Genomic DNA, 14584 nt, shown 5'->3' on the forward strand with positions numbered 1-14584 from the left:
CGCCCGCCCCGATCGGAGAACTCGTTCATGCTCACTCTCTGTCAGGCACTGAACTCCGGCCTGCGCCGTGCCATGGAGGACGACGACAAGGTCCTCCTGATGGGCGAGGACGTCGGCCGGCTCGGCGGCGTCTTCCGGGTCACCGACGGTCTCCAGAAGGACTTCGGCGAGGCCCGGGTGGTGGACACCACCCTCGCCGAGTCCGGGATCGTCGGCACCGCCATCGGGCTGGCGCTGCGCGGGTACCGCCCGGTCTGCGAGATCCAGTTCGACGGCTTCGTCTACCCCGCGTTCAACCAGATCGTCTCCCAGCTCGCCAAGATGCGGGCCCGCACCGGCGGCCGTACCGCCCTTCCGGTGGTGGTGCGCATTCCGGTCGGTGGCGGCATCGGCGCGGTGGAGCACCACAGCGAGTCGAACGAGGCGTACTTCGCGCACACCGCCGGACTGCGGGTCGTCTACTGCGCCAGCCCGGACGACGCGCACTGGATGATCCGGCAGGCCGTCGCGGGTGACGACCCGGTCATCTTCTACGAGCCGAAGCGCCGCTACTGGGTCAAGGGCGAGGTGACAACCGCCGGGCCGCCGCTGCCGCTGGACCGCGCCCGGACCGTGCGGCCGGGCACCGACGTGACGCTGCTGACGTACGGCGGCACAGTCGCCACCTGCGTCGCCGCCGCCGAGGCCGCGGCACCGGAGGGGCGCGACATCGAGGTGATCGACCTGCGGTCCATCTCCCCGCTGGACGTGGCCACCGTCGAGGAGTCGGTCCGCCGTACCGGCCGGGCGGTGGTGGTCCACGAGGCCCCCACGTTCGCCGGGTTCGGCGCCGAGGTCGTCGCGCAGGTGACGAGCCGGTGCTTCTACTCGCTGGAGGCGCCGGTCGAGCGGGTCGGCGGCTTCAACCTGCCGTACCCGCCGGCCAAGGTCGAGGAGGAGTACCTGCCCGACCTGGACCGGATCCTCGACGCCGTCGACCGCGTCCTGGCCGCCTGAAGGGAGAGGTACCCGTGAGCGTTCAGCAGTTCCGTCTGCCCGACGTCGGCGAGGGCCTCACCGAGGCCGAGATCGTCACCTGGCGGGTCGCACCGGGCGATCCGGTCGGCCTCAACGACGTCATCGTGGACATCGAGACCGCCAAGGCCGTGGTCGAGCTGCCCAGCCCGTACGCCGGAGTGGTGGATCGCCTCCTGGCCGGGGAGGGGCAGACCGTCGAGGTCGGCGCGCCGATCATCGCGATCCGGACCGGGGGTGACTCGGACGCCCCGGACGCCGCGCCGGCCGCCGCGCCGCCGGCCGCCGACGAGCCCGCCGAGGAACGCACCGCGGTGCTCGTCGGCTACGGGGTGTCCGCCCAGGCGCGGACGCGGCGGCCCCGTCGCGCCACACCGTCCGTCCGCCCGGCCGAGCCGGCCCGCCCGGCGCACACGTCCCGGCCGCCGGTGCTCACCAAGCCGCCGCTGCGCAAGCTCGCGAAGGACCTCGGTGTGAAGCTGACCGAGGTACGCGGCAGCGGCCCCGGCGGCCGGATCACGCGCCAGGATCTGCTCGACCACACCACCGGCCCGGCACCGGCGACCGACGCCCGGCGGGACGAGCGCCTGCCCGTGCGCGGGGTCCGCAAGGCGACAGCCGCCGCCATGGTCGCCAGCGCGTTCACCGCGCCGCACGTCACCGAGTTCCTCACCGTCGACATGACAGGCACCGTCGAGTTCGTGGACCGGCTGAAGCAGGACCCGGCCTTCCAGGGGGTGAAGGTCAGCCCGCTGCTCGTGGCGTCGCTGGCGGTGCTGGACGCCGTCCGCCGGCATCCGGACGTGAACGCCAGCTGGGACGAGGAGAACCAGGAGATCGTCCGGTTCGCCGACGTCAACCTGGGCATCGCCGCCGCGACGCCGCGCGGCCTGCTCGTGCCGAACATCAAGGCCGCGCAGAACCTTCCGGTACGGGACCTCGCGGTCGCCCTCAACGAGCTGGCGAGCACCGCGCGGGAGGGCCGCACCCGTCCCGCCGACCTGGCCGGCGGGACGATCACCATCACCAACATCGGCGTGTTCGGCGTGGACGCCGGCACTCCGATCCTCAACCCCGGCGAGGCGGCGATCCTCTGCCTCGGCGCGCTGCGCCGGATGCCGTGGGTGGTCGACGAGCAGGTCGTTCCCCGGTGGACGGTGCAGTTGTCGCTGTCGTTCGACCACCGGCTGGTGGACGGGGAGCTGGGCAGCCGGGTGCTCGCCCACGTCGGCCGGTTCCTGGAGGACCCGCTGTGGGGTCTGGCCCTGCGCTGAGGCCCCGGTAGACGGACGGCGCGTGGACGGACAACGAGGTCCGTCCACACGCCGTCGCCGTACGCGCGGGCGCGCGTCAGTCCACGACCTCGAACCCGACGCCGGCCGACGGACGCGGCGCGACGTCACCCGCCGGGGCGATGGGCTCCCCCACCTCCTCGGACGCGGCGAGCCGGAACCGCACGTACTCCAGTTCGCCGGAGAACTCGTGCCGGGCCGGGTAGCTCGACGACACCGGCGAGTGGATGCTGCGCCCGATGTCCATGCCGGCGAACCCGTGGAAGAACGGCAGCAACCGCGGGAACAGCGCCTCGCCCGCCGCCTCGCCGTCCACGAACAGGCGGCCGGTGCCCTGGCAGTCGGCGGTCTTGGTCAGCTCGAAGGTCAGCTCCACCGGGCCCAGCGGCAGCTCGCCCTCGGACCGCAGCACGTAGTGGGTGCCGAGGTGGTTGTACTCGTACACCAGGTGGTTGTCCTGGATGTGCAGCACGTAGCCGCCGCTGACGTTGCCGAGCACCACGATCACGCCGCCCTGCGCGGCGTCGGTGCGGTGCACCCGCGCGGTGATGGCGTGCGAGCGGTTCATCGTCGGCGGCACCGCCGCGCCGGAGATCGTCGGTACGCCCGCCAGGTAGGTGAAGTCCAGCCGGTCCCGTACCGATCCGGGTCGCGGCACCCGGGCCCGGATCGCGAATCCCCTGTCGTCCAGCGGCAGCACGTCGTAGCGGGCCGCCTCGATCCAGAACTCCTCGATGAGGCGCCGCAGCACCTCCGGGTACTCGGCGGCCAGGTCGCGGCTCTCGGTCGGGTCCTCGTCGATCCGGTACAGCTCCCAGCGGTCCTCGTCCCAGGAGGTGCCGCGCTCGTGGAACGCGACAGCCTTCCAGCCCTCGTGGTAGATGCCACGGTGGCCGAACATCTCGAAGTACTGGCGGTCCCGCGACGGCGGCGCCGCCGGGTCGCGCAGCCCGTCGCGGAAGCTACGGCCGTGCAGCGGCATCTGCGGGACGCCCCGGCGCACCGCGGGCGGCCGCACCCCGACCAGGTCCAGCACCGTCGCGGTGACGTCGATGCTGTGCTGGAACTGCGTCCGCACCTGCCCGCCGGGTACGTCACCGGCCGGCCAGCTCAGCACGAACGGCACCCGCACCCCGCCCTCGTGGGTGTGCTGCTTGTAGCGGCGGAACGGGGTGTTGCTGACCTGCGCCCAGCCCAGCGGGTAGTTGCTCTGCGCCCGCGGGCCGCCGATCTCGTCGATCCGGTCCAGGCTGTCCTGGGGGTTCTCCGGCGCCCGGTTCTGGAAGGCGGTGGGGTTGAGCGTGCCGAGCGGCGTGCCCTCGGGGCTCGCGCCGTTGTCCGACATGACCACGAAGATCGTGTCGTCCAGCCGGCCGATCCGCTCCAGGAAGTCGACCAGGCGCCCGAGCTGGGCGTCGGTGTGGTCGACCATCGCCGCGTACGCCTCCTGCATGCGGGCGAACAGGCGCCGCTGCTCCGGCGGCACGTCGTCCCACGGCACGACGCCCGGGTTGTGCGGCGGCAGCGGCGCGTCCGGCGGGATGATGCCCAGCCCGATCTGCCGCCGGTGCCGGTCCGCGCGGATGACGTCCCAGCCGGCGTCGTAGCGGCCGCGGTACTTCGCCAGGTACTCCGGCGGGGCCTGGTGCGGGGCGTGCGCCGCGGCGTACGCCAGATAGAGGAAGAACGGCTTCTCCGGGGTGAACGAGGTCTGGTCCCGGACGAACCCGATGGCCCGGTCGGTCAGGTCCTCGGTGAGGTGGTAGCCCTCCTCCGGGGTGGCCGGCGGGTCCACCTGGTGATTGTCGTACACCAGCTCCGGATAGAAGTTGTCGGTCTCGGCCTCCAGGAAGCCGTAGTACCGCTCGAAACCGCGTCCCAGCGGCCACTGGTCGTACGGCCCGGACGGCGTGGTCTGCTCCAGCGGCGCGACGTGCCACTTGCCGACCGCCATGGTGTTGAACCCGGCGTCGGCGAGCATCTCCGCGACGGTGGCGGCGGCGTGGGTGATCCGCCCCCGGCCGCTGGGGAAGCCGCTGTCGAAGTTGGACAGCATGCGCATGCCGACGCTGTGGTGGTTGCGGCCGGTGAGCACGCTGGCCCGGGTCGGCGAGCACAGCGGCGAGGTGTGGAAGTTGGTGTACCGCAGCCCGGAGGCGGCCAGCCGGTCGATCGTCGGGGTGTCGATCTCGGCGCCGAAGCAGCCGAAGTCGGCGAACCCGACGTCGTCCAGCAGCACGTACACCACGTTCGGGGTACCCGCGGCGGCCGACGGCGGCGTGCTCCAGTGCTCCGTCGACTCGCCGTAGGTGCGTCCGATGGTCCCCTCGTACGGAGGGTCCGCCAGAGGTCCGGTCACGGTACGCCTCAGCCGGCCGTCGTGCCGCCGTCGAGGACGAGCGTGTGGCCCGTGACCATGCGCGCCTCGTCGCTGGCGAGGAACACCACCGCGTCGGCGGAGTCGCGCGGCGTCGCCATGCGGCCCAGCGGGATCGACGCCCGGAAGTTCTCCCGCGCGCTGTCCGGCACGTCACCCATCCCGCCGAGGAACGCCGAGAGCATCGGCGTCTCGGTCGCCGCCGGGGCGATCGCGTTGACCCGGACGCCGTGCGGCGCGAGTTCCAGCGCCAGCGCCTTCATCAGGCCGATGACGCCGTGCTTGGCGGCGGTGTACGGCGCGTACCGGGGGCGGGCGATGACGGCCTGGAGCGACGCGGTGAACACGATCGCGCCGCCACCGGCCTCGATCAGCGCGGGCGCGGCGGCCTGCGCGGTCCAGAACGCCCCCTTGAGGTTGACGTCGACCACGCGGTCCAGCGTCGCCTGGTCCACCTCGTCCAGCGGGCCGGTGAACGGCGTACCGGCGTTTGCGTGCATGAGGTCGAGCCGGCCGAACCGCTCGACGGCGGTCTCGACGGCGGCGCGGCAGTCCTCGGCCCGGGTGACGTCGCAGGCCACGCCCACGACGGCGGACCCGAACCCGGCGGCCGCCTCGGCGGCGCGGTCGCCGTCGAGGTCGGCGATGACGACGCGGGCGCCCTCCTCGACGAGCCGGCCGACTGTGGCCAGTCCGATGCCGCTGGCGCCTCCGGTGACGACGGCGACGCGGTCAACCAACCTCATGTGCTGCTCCTGTTGAATCGGTCCAGGAGGTCGCCGCTCAGGGTGGGCACCGCGGACAGCAGCCTCTGGGTGTAGGGGTGCCGGGGGTCGGAGTAGATCGATTCGGTGTCACCCGTCTCGACGATCCGGCCCTGGTTCATCACCGCGATCCGGTCGCAGAGGTACCGGACGACGGACAGGTCGTGGGAGACCAGGATCAGGGTCAGCTTGAACTGTTCGGCCAGGTCGGTGAGCAGGTTGAGGATCTGCGCGCGCACCGAGACGTCGAGCGCGCTGACCGGCTCGTCCCCCACGATGACCTTCGGCCCGGCCGCGAGGGCGCGGGCGATGGCGATGCGCTGCCGCTGGCCGCCGGAGAACTGGTGCGGGTAGCGGGTCACCGCCTCCTCGGGCAGACCCACGGAGTGCATCAGCTCGGCGACGCGGGCCCGGTGGTCGCCGGGCAGGCGCAGCGCGCGCATCGGCTCCGCGATGATGTCCGCGACCCGCATGCGCGGGTTCAGCGACGACATCGGGTCCTGGAGCACCATCTGCACGTCGCGGCGCAGGAACCCGAGCCGCCGCTCCGGTACGCCGCTGATCCGCTGCCCCTGGTAGAACGCGGTGCCGGAGGTCGGCTGGTCGAGGGCCATGAGGATGCGCGACAGCGTGGACTTGCCGGAGCCGCTCTCCCCCACGATGCCGAACGCCTCGCCCTCGTGGACCTGCACGCTCACGCCGTCGAGCGCGCGGATCGGCCGGCCCGGCGTACGCAGCGACCGCCGCGGGGCGCGGTACTCGCGCACCACGTCGACGGCTTCCAGCAACGGGGTGGTGGTCATGCGCTGGCCTTCCCGCTTCCTAGGGGCTGGTCGCTCTCGATCGGGTGGTGACAGGCCGCCCGCTGGGTGCTGCCGGGCGGCGCCGTCAGCAGCGGCACCGTGCCGCAGACGTCGTCGGCGCGCGGGCAGCGGTTGCGGTACACGCAGCCGGTGGGGAACGACCCGAGCGACGGGACGCGGCCCGGGATGGTGGACAGCCGGCCGCTCCCGTCGGTGCTCTCCAGCACCGTGGACGCCCGCAGGCCCGCCGTGTACGGGTGCCGGGGCGAGTCGAACACCGTCGCCACGTCGCCGTGCTCGACGATCGAGCCGCCGTACATGACGAGCAGTTCCTCGCAGATGCTCGCGACCACCGGCAGGTCGTGCGTGATGAGCAGCAGCGACGCGCCCTCCTCGCGCACCAGCGTGTCCATCAACCGCAGCATCTCCGCCTGCACCGTGACGTCCAGCGCCGTGGTGGGCTCGTCCGCGATCAGCACGGCGGGGTCGCACGCCAACGCGATGGCCAGGACGACGCGCTGGCGCTGGCCGCCGGAGAGCTGGTGCGGGTACTTGCGCGCGGTGCGGTCGGGCTCGGGCAGCTGGACCCGTTCGAGCAGTTCGACGGCCCGGGCGGAGGCCGCCGCGCGGCTCATCCCCTTGTGCAGCCGCAGCGACTCGGCGACCTGGTTGCCGACCCGCATCAGCGGGTTGAGCGCCGTCATCGGCTCCTGGAACACCATGGCGATGTCGTTGCCGCGGACCGCGCACATCTGCTTGTCGGACAGGTCGAGCAGGTTACGGCCGTTCAGCAGCACCCGGCCGGACGCTGTCACGCCGTGGGGCAGCAGGCCCATCAGCGCGAGCGCGGTCAGGGACTTGCCGCAGCCGGACTCGCCGATGAGTCCCATCCGGCGGCCCGGCCCGATCTCGAACGAGACGCCCTTGACGGCCTGGATGTCGTGGACCTCGACGACGAGGTCCTCCACCACGAGCCCGCTCACGCCGCTCACCGTCCTCTCAGCCGCGGGTCGAGGGCGTCGCGCAACCCGTCGCCCATGAGGTTGAAGCCGAGCACCGACAGGGCGATCGCCAGACCGGGCCAGACGGCGAGCATCGGCTGCACGACGAAGTAGTTCTGGGCCTCCTGGAGCATCCGGCCCCAGGTGGGGGTCGGCGGCGGGGTGCCGTACCCGAGGTAGGACAGCGCCGCCTCGGCGAGCACCGCGTGCGCGAACGACACCGACGCCTGCACGATGAGCAGGGCCGCGATGTTGGGCAGCACGTACCGGACCATGAGCACCACGCCCCGGCGGCCGTAGCTGCGCGCGGCGAGCACGAAATCGCTCTGCAGCACCTGCATCGCGCCGGCCCGGGTGAGGCGGCCGAACACCGGGACGTTCGCGACGCCGATCGCGATCATGCCGGTGAGCGTGGAGGCGCCGAAGCCGGCGGCCAGGATGATCGCCAGCAGGATGGCCGGGAAGGCGAACACGATGTCCAGCGCCCGCATCACCGGCTCGCTGAGCCAGCGGTGCCCGGTGGCGGCGAGCAGACCCAGCGGTACGCCGACGGCGGCGGCGATCGCGACGGCGACCACACCGACGAACAGTGTGGTCCGCGCGCCGACGAGGAGCTGGCTGACGATGTCCCGGCCGAAGTGGTCGGTGCCGAGCCAGTGGTCTCCGCCCGGGGACAGCAGCGTCTGCGACGGGTCGACCCGGGTGGGGTCGTACGGCGTCCAGAGGAACGACACCAGCGCGGTGAGGACGACCAGGCCCACCAGGCCGGCGCCGATCACCAGCGTGAGGTTCCAGCGGCGGCGCGGCTTGACGGGGCCGGCCGCGACGACGTCGGCGGTGGCGTCCGGTGGGGCGTCGGCGACTGATGTCATGCCTTGCTCCTCAGCCTGGGGTCGACCGCGTGGTACACCACGTCGACGACGAAGTTGATCAGAAGCACCGCGGCGGTCAGCACCATCACGGTGCCCTGCACCTTCAGCAGGTCGCGGTTGCCCACGTCCTGGAGCAGCATCCGGCCGAGACCGGGCAGGCCGAAGACGTTCTCGATCACGACGGTGCCGATGAGCAGCGTCGCGAGTTGCAGACCGAGGACCGTGATGACCGGGATGGCCGCGTTGCGCAGCGCGTGCCGGGTCAGCGCCTGCGAGCGGCTCAGCCCCTTGGCCCGCGCGGTCTGGATGAAGTCCTCCTGCATGACCTCGACCACAGCGGACCGGACGTAGCGCATCAGGATCGCGCCCTGGGCCACGCCGAGGACCAGCGCCGGCATCAGCAGGGCCTGCACGGCGCCGCCGACGTCGTCCCATCCGGTGAACCCGCCGGCGGGCAGCCACTGCAACTTCACCGCGAACACGGTGATGAGCAGGATGCCCAGCCAGAACGACGGCACGGCGATGCCGACCTGGCTCAGCGCCGACAGCGCCGTTCCGATCGCGGTACGGCTCTTCACCGCGGCGAGGATGCCCAGCGGTACGGCGATGAGCAGCGCCAGCGTCATCCCGGCCAGGATGAGCGGCACCGTCACGCCGAGCTTGTCGGCGATCTCCGAGCCGACCGACACCCCGCTGAGCGGCGAGATGCCGAAGTCACCGCGGATCAGGCCACCGGCCCATTCGAGGTACCGCTCGGTGAACGGCCGGTTCGTCCCGAACTGCTCCCGCAGCGCCTCCAGCGCCTCCGGGGTGGCGTTGACGCCGAGCATCGCCTGCGCCTGGTCGCCCGGCAGCAGCGCCAGCATCGTGAAGACGAGGATCGACGCGGCGAACAGCGATACCGCGAGGATGGCCAGCCGCCGGACGAAGTAGATCACCATGCGTGTGTGCTCCCACTCCGAGTCATGGCCTGATCATCACCATCTTGGTCACGGTCAGCTCCTCCATGGCGAAGCGCGGTCCCTCCCGGCCGATGCCGGAGTCCTTGACGCCGCCGTACGGCATGTTGTCGGCGCGGAAGCCGGGCACCTCGTTGACGAGCACGCCGCCGACGTCGAGACGACGTACGACGTCCAGGGCGACAGCCAGGTCGCGGGTGAAGACGGCGGCCTGGAGCCCGTAGCGGGACCGGTTGACCAGCTCGACCGCGGCGTCCATGTCGGGCACCGACCGGACGCAGACCACCGGACCGAAGATCTCCTCCGCCCAGCACTCGGCGTCCTCGGGGACGTCGACGAGCACAGTCGGTTGCAGCACCCGGCCCTGCGCCGTACCGCCGGCCAGGCAGCGCGCCCCGGCGGCGACCGCGCGGTCCACCCACGAGTGGACCCGCTCGGTGGACGCCTCGTCCACCAGGGCGGACACGCGGGTGTCGGCGGACCGGGGGTCGCCGGTGGTGACCGAGGCCAGCAGCGGCCGGAGGCGGTCCAGCAGCGCCTCCCGGACCGGCTCCTCGACGATCACCCGCTGCACGCTGATGCACGCCTGGCCGGATGCGTAGAACCCGCCGCGTACGACGGCTTCGGCGGCCCGGTCGAGGTCGGCGTCGCGGCCGACGACGAGCGCCGCGTTGGACCCGAGTTCGAGCAGCACCTTGCGCGGGGCCGCGGCGCGGGCGATCTGGTGGCCGACGTGCGCCGACCCGGTGAAGGACACGGCGGCGACGCCGGGGTGCGTGGTCAGGAGCTTGCCGACCTCGACGCCGCCGGTGACGAGCTGGACCCCGGCGGCCGGGCAGCCGGCCCGGCGGAACAGGTCGACCAGCACCAGCGTGGCCAGCGGCGTGTTCGGCGCCGGCTTGACGATCACCGGGCAGCCCGCCGCGACCGACGGCGCGACCTTGTGGGCGGCCAGGAGCAGCGGGTAGTTGAACCCGGTGATGCCGACGACGACACCGACCGGGCGGCGTACCCAGAAACCGAGCATGCCCTCGCCGGCCGGCTGCATGTCCAGCGCCACCGTCTCGCCGGTCAGGTGCCCGACCTCCTCGGCGGCCGTCTCCAGCGTGACCAGCGTGCGGGCGACCTCGACCCGGCAGTCCACGAGCGGCTTGCCGGTCTCCAGGACCAGCAGCTCGGCCAGTGAGCCGGCGCGGGCGCGGACCTCGGCGGCGACTGCCGTCAGGATCGCGCGCCGCCGGTGGCCGGGCAGGCCGGCCATCTCCGCGGCGACCTCCTGCGCGGCTTCGACAGCCGCTTCCGCGTCACCGGGGTCGCCCCACGGCGCCTGGGTGACGGTGCTGCCGTCGTACGGGAAGCGCACCGGCGCGGTCTGCGCGGTGCTGGTCCAGCCCGCGCCGATCGGCAGGCCGGTGGGCAGCCCGGTCAGCAGCTCCTGCGCGGTCACGACGCCGCACCCGCCCGGGCGCCGGTGGCCCCGGTGAGGAAGGCCAGGGCCGCCTCGGCGTAGACCTTCGTCTTACGGACGACGTCGTCGACCTCGACGTACTCGTCGGGCTGGTGGGCGATCCACTTCGGGCCGGGTCCGTACACCACGTTCGGGATGCCGCTGTCGCGCCACAGGATGGTGCCGTCGGTCGCGCCGGGCACGCCGCCGAAGACGGGCTCGGCGCCGGTGACGGCGCGGTGCGCCTCGGCCACGGCGAGCGAGACGGGGTGGTCCTCCGGGGTGACCGCGCACGGCCGGTCGTCGACGACCTCGACGGCGAAGGTGACGCCGTGCCGGGCGCCGATGGCGTCGGCGTCGGAGCGGACGCGCGCGGCGAGCGCGGCGTGGTCGACACCGGGTACGGTCCGGCAGTCCACGCCGAGGACGGCGCGGCCGGGGATGACGTTGAGCTGGTCGGCGGAGCCGGCGTCCAGGACCGTGGGGGTCAGGTACGTCAGGCCGAGGTGCTCGTGCTCACCCGGGTCGGCCTGCAGCTCCTTCTGGTACCGGCCGAGCGCGGCGACCAGCTCGGCCACCGCCGGTACGGGGTTGCGGCCGTGCTGCGGCATCGCGCCGTGCGCCATCTTGCCGGTGCAGGTGACAAGCAGCCGGACGGCGCCCTTGGCGACCGCGCAGATCTCCTCCGCCTCCGGCTCACAGATGATCGCGGCGTCCACCTCACGGGCGAGCGCGGTGGTGGTGAAGTGCTTCGCCCCGAGCATCTGGCCCTCCTCGTCCACCAGGGCCGCCACCACGATCCGGCCCGGGAACGGCCCGGCCAGCTCGACGGCCCGGGTCGCGTGGATCATCGCGGCGACACCGGCCTTCATGTCGGCGGAGCCGCGACCGTACAGCCGCCCGTCGACGATGTCGCCGCCGAACGGGTCGACGGTCCACTCCTCGGGAGCGCCCTCGGTGACGACGTCGGTGTGCCCCTCGAACATCAGCGTCGGGCCGGGCAGGCCGCCGTCCACCACCGCGACGACGTTGGGGCGCCCGGGGACGACCTCGGTGACCTCCGGCCGCCAGCCGAATCCCCGCATGACCTGCGCGACGAGTTCCGCCACTGGCTGCTCGCTACGCCCTCGGCCCGCGTCCCAGGTCGAGGGGATGCGGACCAGGTCCTGGGTGAGCGACACGACGGCTTGTTCGTCCACGAGATGGCCGGCGCGGAGGGAGGCGTGGGTGTCCGACGTCATGGCGTCGGAGGTTACGAACTCCGCCCTCGGAGGGGAACGTCCAGTTTCCGGGTCGGTGGGGGTACCAGCCGTGGCCGGACCTGGTCTTCTACGGCCGCGGCGACCCGCCGTACCCCCTCCTCGATGCGGTCCAGCGGCATCACCTGGTACCCCAGGCGCAGGTGGTGACGCGGGGCGGGCCGGGTGGCCCAGTACGGCGCGCCCGGGTCCAGCAGGACGCCCTGGCGGCGCAACTCCCGGGCCAGTTCTCCGGCGTCCAGCCCCGGCGGGCCGGTGATCCAGCGGGCCAGCCCGCCGCGCGGCACCGGCTGCGGTCCCCAGCGCACGTGCCGCTCGACCGCCCGCACCATCTCCTCGTACAGCCCCTGGTAGTGGGCGCGGACGCGGCGCACGTGGCGGGCCAGGTCCCGGCTGGCGATCATCTGCGCGAGGGCGCGCTGCATCGGGCCGGGCGGGTGACGCAGCACGTAGCGGGAGCGGGCCCGCATGGCGTCCACGAGCGCCGGGGACGCCACCACGTAGCCGAGCCGCAGCCCGGGTGCCAGCAGCTTGCTGAAGCTGCCGAGGTAGACCACGCGGTCCTCGTCGTCGAGCGCCCGCACCGCCACCGCGGGCATCCCCCGGAACGTCATCTCCGGGTCGTAGTCGTCCTCGATCACGACCGCGTCCGCCGCGCCGGCCCGGCGCAGCAGCTCCTCACGCCGGGACGCCGACATGGTCGCGCCGGTCGGGTACTGGTGGCTCGGCGTGACGTACACGAGCTGGGCGCCGTGCAGGTCCGCCGGCAGGTCCTCGACGACCAGGCCGTCCTCGTCGACCCGGCCGGGCACCACGTCGGCGCCGGCCATCTGCATGATCGTCCGGGCGTCGGGGTAGCCGGGGTCCTCGACGAGCACCACGCTGCCCGGCCGGACGAGGACGCTCGCCAGCAGGTGCAGCGCGTGCGTCGAACCCAGCGTGATCATCACCTGGTCCGGGTGGGCGGAGATGCCGCGCGCGGGCAGCACGTGCTCGCAGAGCTGACGCACCAGTTCCGGGTCGTCGGCCTGGCCGGCGTCCCCGATGACCCGGGACAGCCCGTCCTGCCGCAGCGCCTCACGCTGCGCCCGCTCCCACGCGCCGATCGGGAACATGGACGGGTCGGGCTGGCCGACCACGAACGGGAACGGCGCCCGCGCCCAGGCCGGATCCCGGTGCACCGGAGTGGGCGGCGGTTCCGGCAGCCGCGCCTCCCAGTCGATCGGCTGCATCGGCGAGCGGGCGGTCCGCCGCGCGGCCCGCATCCGCACCACCGCGTCGGAGGAGACGTAGAGACCGCGCCGCGGGACGGTCACGATCAGACCCTGCTCCATGAGCCGGTCGTACGCGGTCAGCACGGTGTTCCGGGAGACGCCGAGCGCCTCGGCCAGGCGGCGCGTGCTGGGCAGCGGGCCGTCGTCGTACTGCCCCGCGAGGATGGCGTCCTCAAGCCCGGTGATGATCTGCTCGTAGAGCGGAACCGTGCTCTGCGGGTTGACCGGCAGCAGGAAATCCGCCACCTCGACCTCCCACTCCCGCGGGGGTCTCGCCTCGTCCCGTCGTCGTACGCCCTGCACACGCCCTGTGCGTCCCGCTGGTACTAGCCTAGCCGGAGACCTGGACCTGTTGCGGAGGGCCCGTTCCCGCCACGCTTGGCCGGGCGATGGCAGGTGACGGTCTCCTGCACGCGGACAGGGGTGGACTCATGAGCGCCCAGCGAATCGCGCTGGTGCCCGGCGACGGCATCGGACCGGAGGTCACCGCGCAGGCGGTCAAGGCGTGCGACGCCGCCGCCCGACGGTTCGGGATCGACCTGGTCTGGGAGGACTACGAACTCGGCGCGGACTACTGGCGGATAACCGGCCAGGTCGTGCCGCCGGACGTGGAACAGGAACTGGCCAAGGCGGACGCCATTCTCTTCGGGGCCGTCGGTGACCCGTCGGTGCCGCCCGGCGTGCTGGAACGCGGCCTGGTCATCCACCTGCGGACCGCGTTCGACCAGTACGTGAATTTGCGGCCGGTCAAGCTGCTGCCCGGCGTGCCCACGCCCATCGGCGGGCTCCGCCCGGAGCAGTGCGACCTGGTGATCCTGCGGGAGAACACCGAGGGCGCCTACGTCGGCGCCGGCGGCTTCATCCACCGGGGCGGGCCGGACGAGATCGCCACCCAGGAGTCGGTGAACACCCGCAAGGGCGTCGAACGCCTCATCCGGCACGGCTTCCGGCTGGCCCTGAGCCGCCGCAAGCACGTCACCCTGGTGCACAAGGCGAACATCCTCACGTACGCCGGCGACCTGTGGCAGCGGACCTTCGAGGAGGTCGCCGCGGAGTATCCGGACATCGAGGTGGACTACGTGCACGTCGACGCGATGTGCCTCTACCTGGTGACGCAGCCGGAGCGGTTCGACGTCGTGGTCACCGACAACCTGTTCGGCGACATCATCACCGACCTGGGCGCGGCCGTGCAGGGCGGTCTCGGCCTGGCCGCGAGCGGCAACCTCAACCCGACCGGGTCGGCGCCGAGCATGTTCGAGCCGGTGCACGGTTCCGCGCCGGACATCGCCGGCCGCGGCTGGGCCAACCCCGCCGGGTCGATCCTCAGCGCCGCGCTGATGCTGGAGCACCTGGGCCACCCCGAGGCGGCCCGCTGCCTGGAGGACGGGGTGAAGGCGGTGCTGCCGCGGCTGGGCGCCATGCGCGGGCCGGAGATGGGCATGTCGACCGAGGACTTCGGCGACGCGGTCGCCGCCGTCATCGGCGAGGGCGCGTACCAGGCGGACGCCCTGCCGGCGTGACA

Annotated in this window: 12 protein-coding genes; 3 read left to right on the forward strand and 9 right to left on the reverse strand. The window is 72.9% G+C overall.

Annotated features, from left to right (window positions below):
- The first annotated feature begins 27 nt into the window (after window positions 1-27).
- Window positions 28-996: an alpha-ketoacid dehydrogenase subunit beta gene (locus FB455_RS08860; protein ID WP_145752854.1), complete on the forward strand. Its 969-nt coding sequence runs from the start codon at window positions 28-30 to the stop codon at window positions 994-996.
- Between the two features lie 14 nt (window positions 997-1010).
- Window positions 1011-2288: a dihydrolipoamide acetyltransferase family protein gene (locus tag FB455_RS08865; protein WP_145752856.1), complete on the forward strand. Its 1278-nt coding sequence runs from the start codon at window positions 1011-1013 to the stop codon at window positions 2286-2288.
- Window positions 2289-2364: 76 nt separating this feature from the next.
- Here the strand turns inward: FB455_RS08865 and FB455_RS08870 are convergent, their stop codons facing one another.
- The 9 genes from FB455_RS08870 to pdxR are packed head-to-tail and all read right to left on the reverse strand — an operon-like array spanning window position 2365 to window position 13308.
- The gene (locus tag FB455_RS08870; RefSeq protein WP_145752858.1) at window positions 2365-4665 is read right to left on the reverse strand and encodes an arylsulfatase; all 2301 of its coding nucleotides are present in this window, start codon (window positions 4663-4665) and stop codon (window positions 2365-2367) included.
- An 8-nt stretch (window positions 4666-4673) separates the two neighbouring features.
- Entirely contained in the window at window positions 4674-5429 is a 756-nt protein-coding gene (locus FB455_RS08875) for an SDR family NAD(P)-dependent oxidoreductase (protein ID WP_114918641.1), read from the reverse strand.
- A complete protein-coding gene (locus FB455_RS08880; protein WP_013288205.1) occupies window positions 5426-6250 on the reverse strand; it encodes an ATP-binding cassette domain-containing protein in 825 nt (274 codons plus the stop codon). The genes FB455_RS08875 and FB455_RS08880 overlap by 4 nt, the downstream gene beginning before the upstream one ends.
- Window positions 6247-7233 carry an ABC transporter ATP-binding protein gene (locus FB455_RS08885; protein WP_235437303.1) on the reverse strand — a complete coding sequence of 329 codons (987 nt, stop codon included), beginning with the start codon at window positions 7231-7233 and terminating at the stop codon, window positions 6247-6249. Before FB455_RS08885 ends, FB455_RS08880 begins: the two co-directional genes overlap by 4 nt.
- A 5-nt stretch (window positions 7234-7238) precedes the next feature.
- On the reverse strand, window positions 7239-8123 hold the full coding sequence (locus FB455_RS08890) for an ABC transporter permease (protein ID WP_013288207.1): 885 nt from the start codon (window positions 8121-8123) through the stop codon (window positions 7239-7241).
- Window positions 8120-9064: an ABC transporter permease gene (locus FB455_RS08895; protein WP_013288208.1), complete on the reverse strand. Its 945-nt coding sequence runs from the start codon at window positions 9062-9064 to the stop codon at window positions 8120-8122. Before FB455_RS08895 ends, FB455_RS08890 begins: the two co-directional genes overlap by 4 nt.
- 22 nt (window positions 9065-9086) lie before the next feature.
- Complete coding sequence (locus tag FB455_RS08900; RefSeq protein ID WP_091330901.1) at window positions 9087-10529, reverse strand: aldehyde dehydrogenase family protein; 1443 nt, start codon at window positions 10527-10529, stop codon at window positions 9087-9089.
- Window positions 10526-11770 (reverse strand): M20 family metallopeptidase, encoded by a 1245-nt coding sequence (locus FB455_RS08905; RefSeq protein ID WP_145752860.1) that lies wholly within the window; start codon window positions 11768-11770, stop codon window positions 10526-10528. Before FB455_RS08905 ends, FB455_RS08900 begins: the two co-directional genes overlap by 4 nt.
- An 11-nt stretch (window positions 11771-11781) precedes the next feature.
- Window positions 11782-13308 (reverse strand): MocR-like pyridoxine biosynthesis transcription factor PdxR, encoded by a 1527-nt coding sequence (gene pdxR, locus FB455_RS08910; RefSeq protein ID WP_013288211.1) that lies wholly within the window; start codon window positions 13306-13308, stop codon window positions 11782-11784.
- Window positions 13309-13493: 185 nt separating this feature from the next.
- On the opposite strand from pdxR, the gene FB455_RS08915 reads away from it, so the two are divergent.
- On the forward strand, window positions 13494-14582 hold the full coding sequence (locus tag FB455_RS08915; RefSeq protein ID WP_071097937.1) for a 3-isopropylmalate dehydrogenase: 1089 nt from the start codon (window positions 13494-13496) through the stop codon (window positions 14580-14582).
- The last annotated feature ends 2 nt before the right edge of the window (window positions 14583-14584 follow it).

The sequence above is a fragment of the Micromonospora sp. CNZ296 genome, assembly GCF_007827635.1.

Bases quoted from the DNA above. Each gene is read 5' to 3' on its own strand.
- FB455_RS08860 (WP_145752854.1), top strand. From the start codon at position 28: ATGCTCACTCTCTGTCAGGCACTGAACTCCGGCCTGCGCCGTGCCATG.
- FB455_RS08875 (WP_114918641.1), bottom strand. From the start codon at position 5,429: ATGAGGTTGGTTGACCGCGTCGCCGTCGTCACCGGAGGCGCCAGCGGC.
- FB455_RS08880 (WP_013288205.1), bottom strand. From the start codon at position 6,250: ATGACCACCACCCCGTTGCTGGAAGCCGTCGACGTGGTGCGCGAGTAC.
- FB455_RS08890 (WP_013288207.1), bottom strand. From the start codon at position 8,123: ATGACATCAGTCGCCGACGCCCCACCGGACGCCACCGCCGACGTCGTC.
- FB455_RS08895 (WP_013288208.1), bottom strand. From the start codon at position 9,064: ATGGTGATCTACTTCGTCCGGCGGCTGGCCATCCTCGCGGTATCGCTG.
- FB455_RS08905 (WP_145752860.1), bottom strand. From the start codon at position 11,770: ATGACGTCGGACACCCACGCCTCCCTCCGCGCCGGCCATCTCGTGGAC.
- FB455_RS08915 (WP_071097937.1), top strand. From the start codon at position 13,494: ATGAGCGCCCAGCGAATCGCGCTGGTGCCCGGCGACGGCATCGGACCG.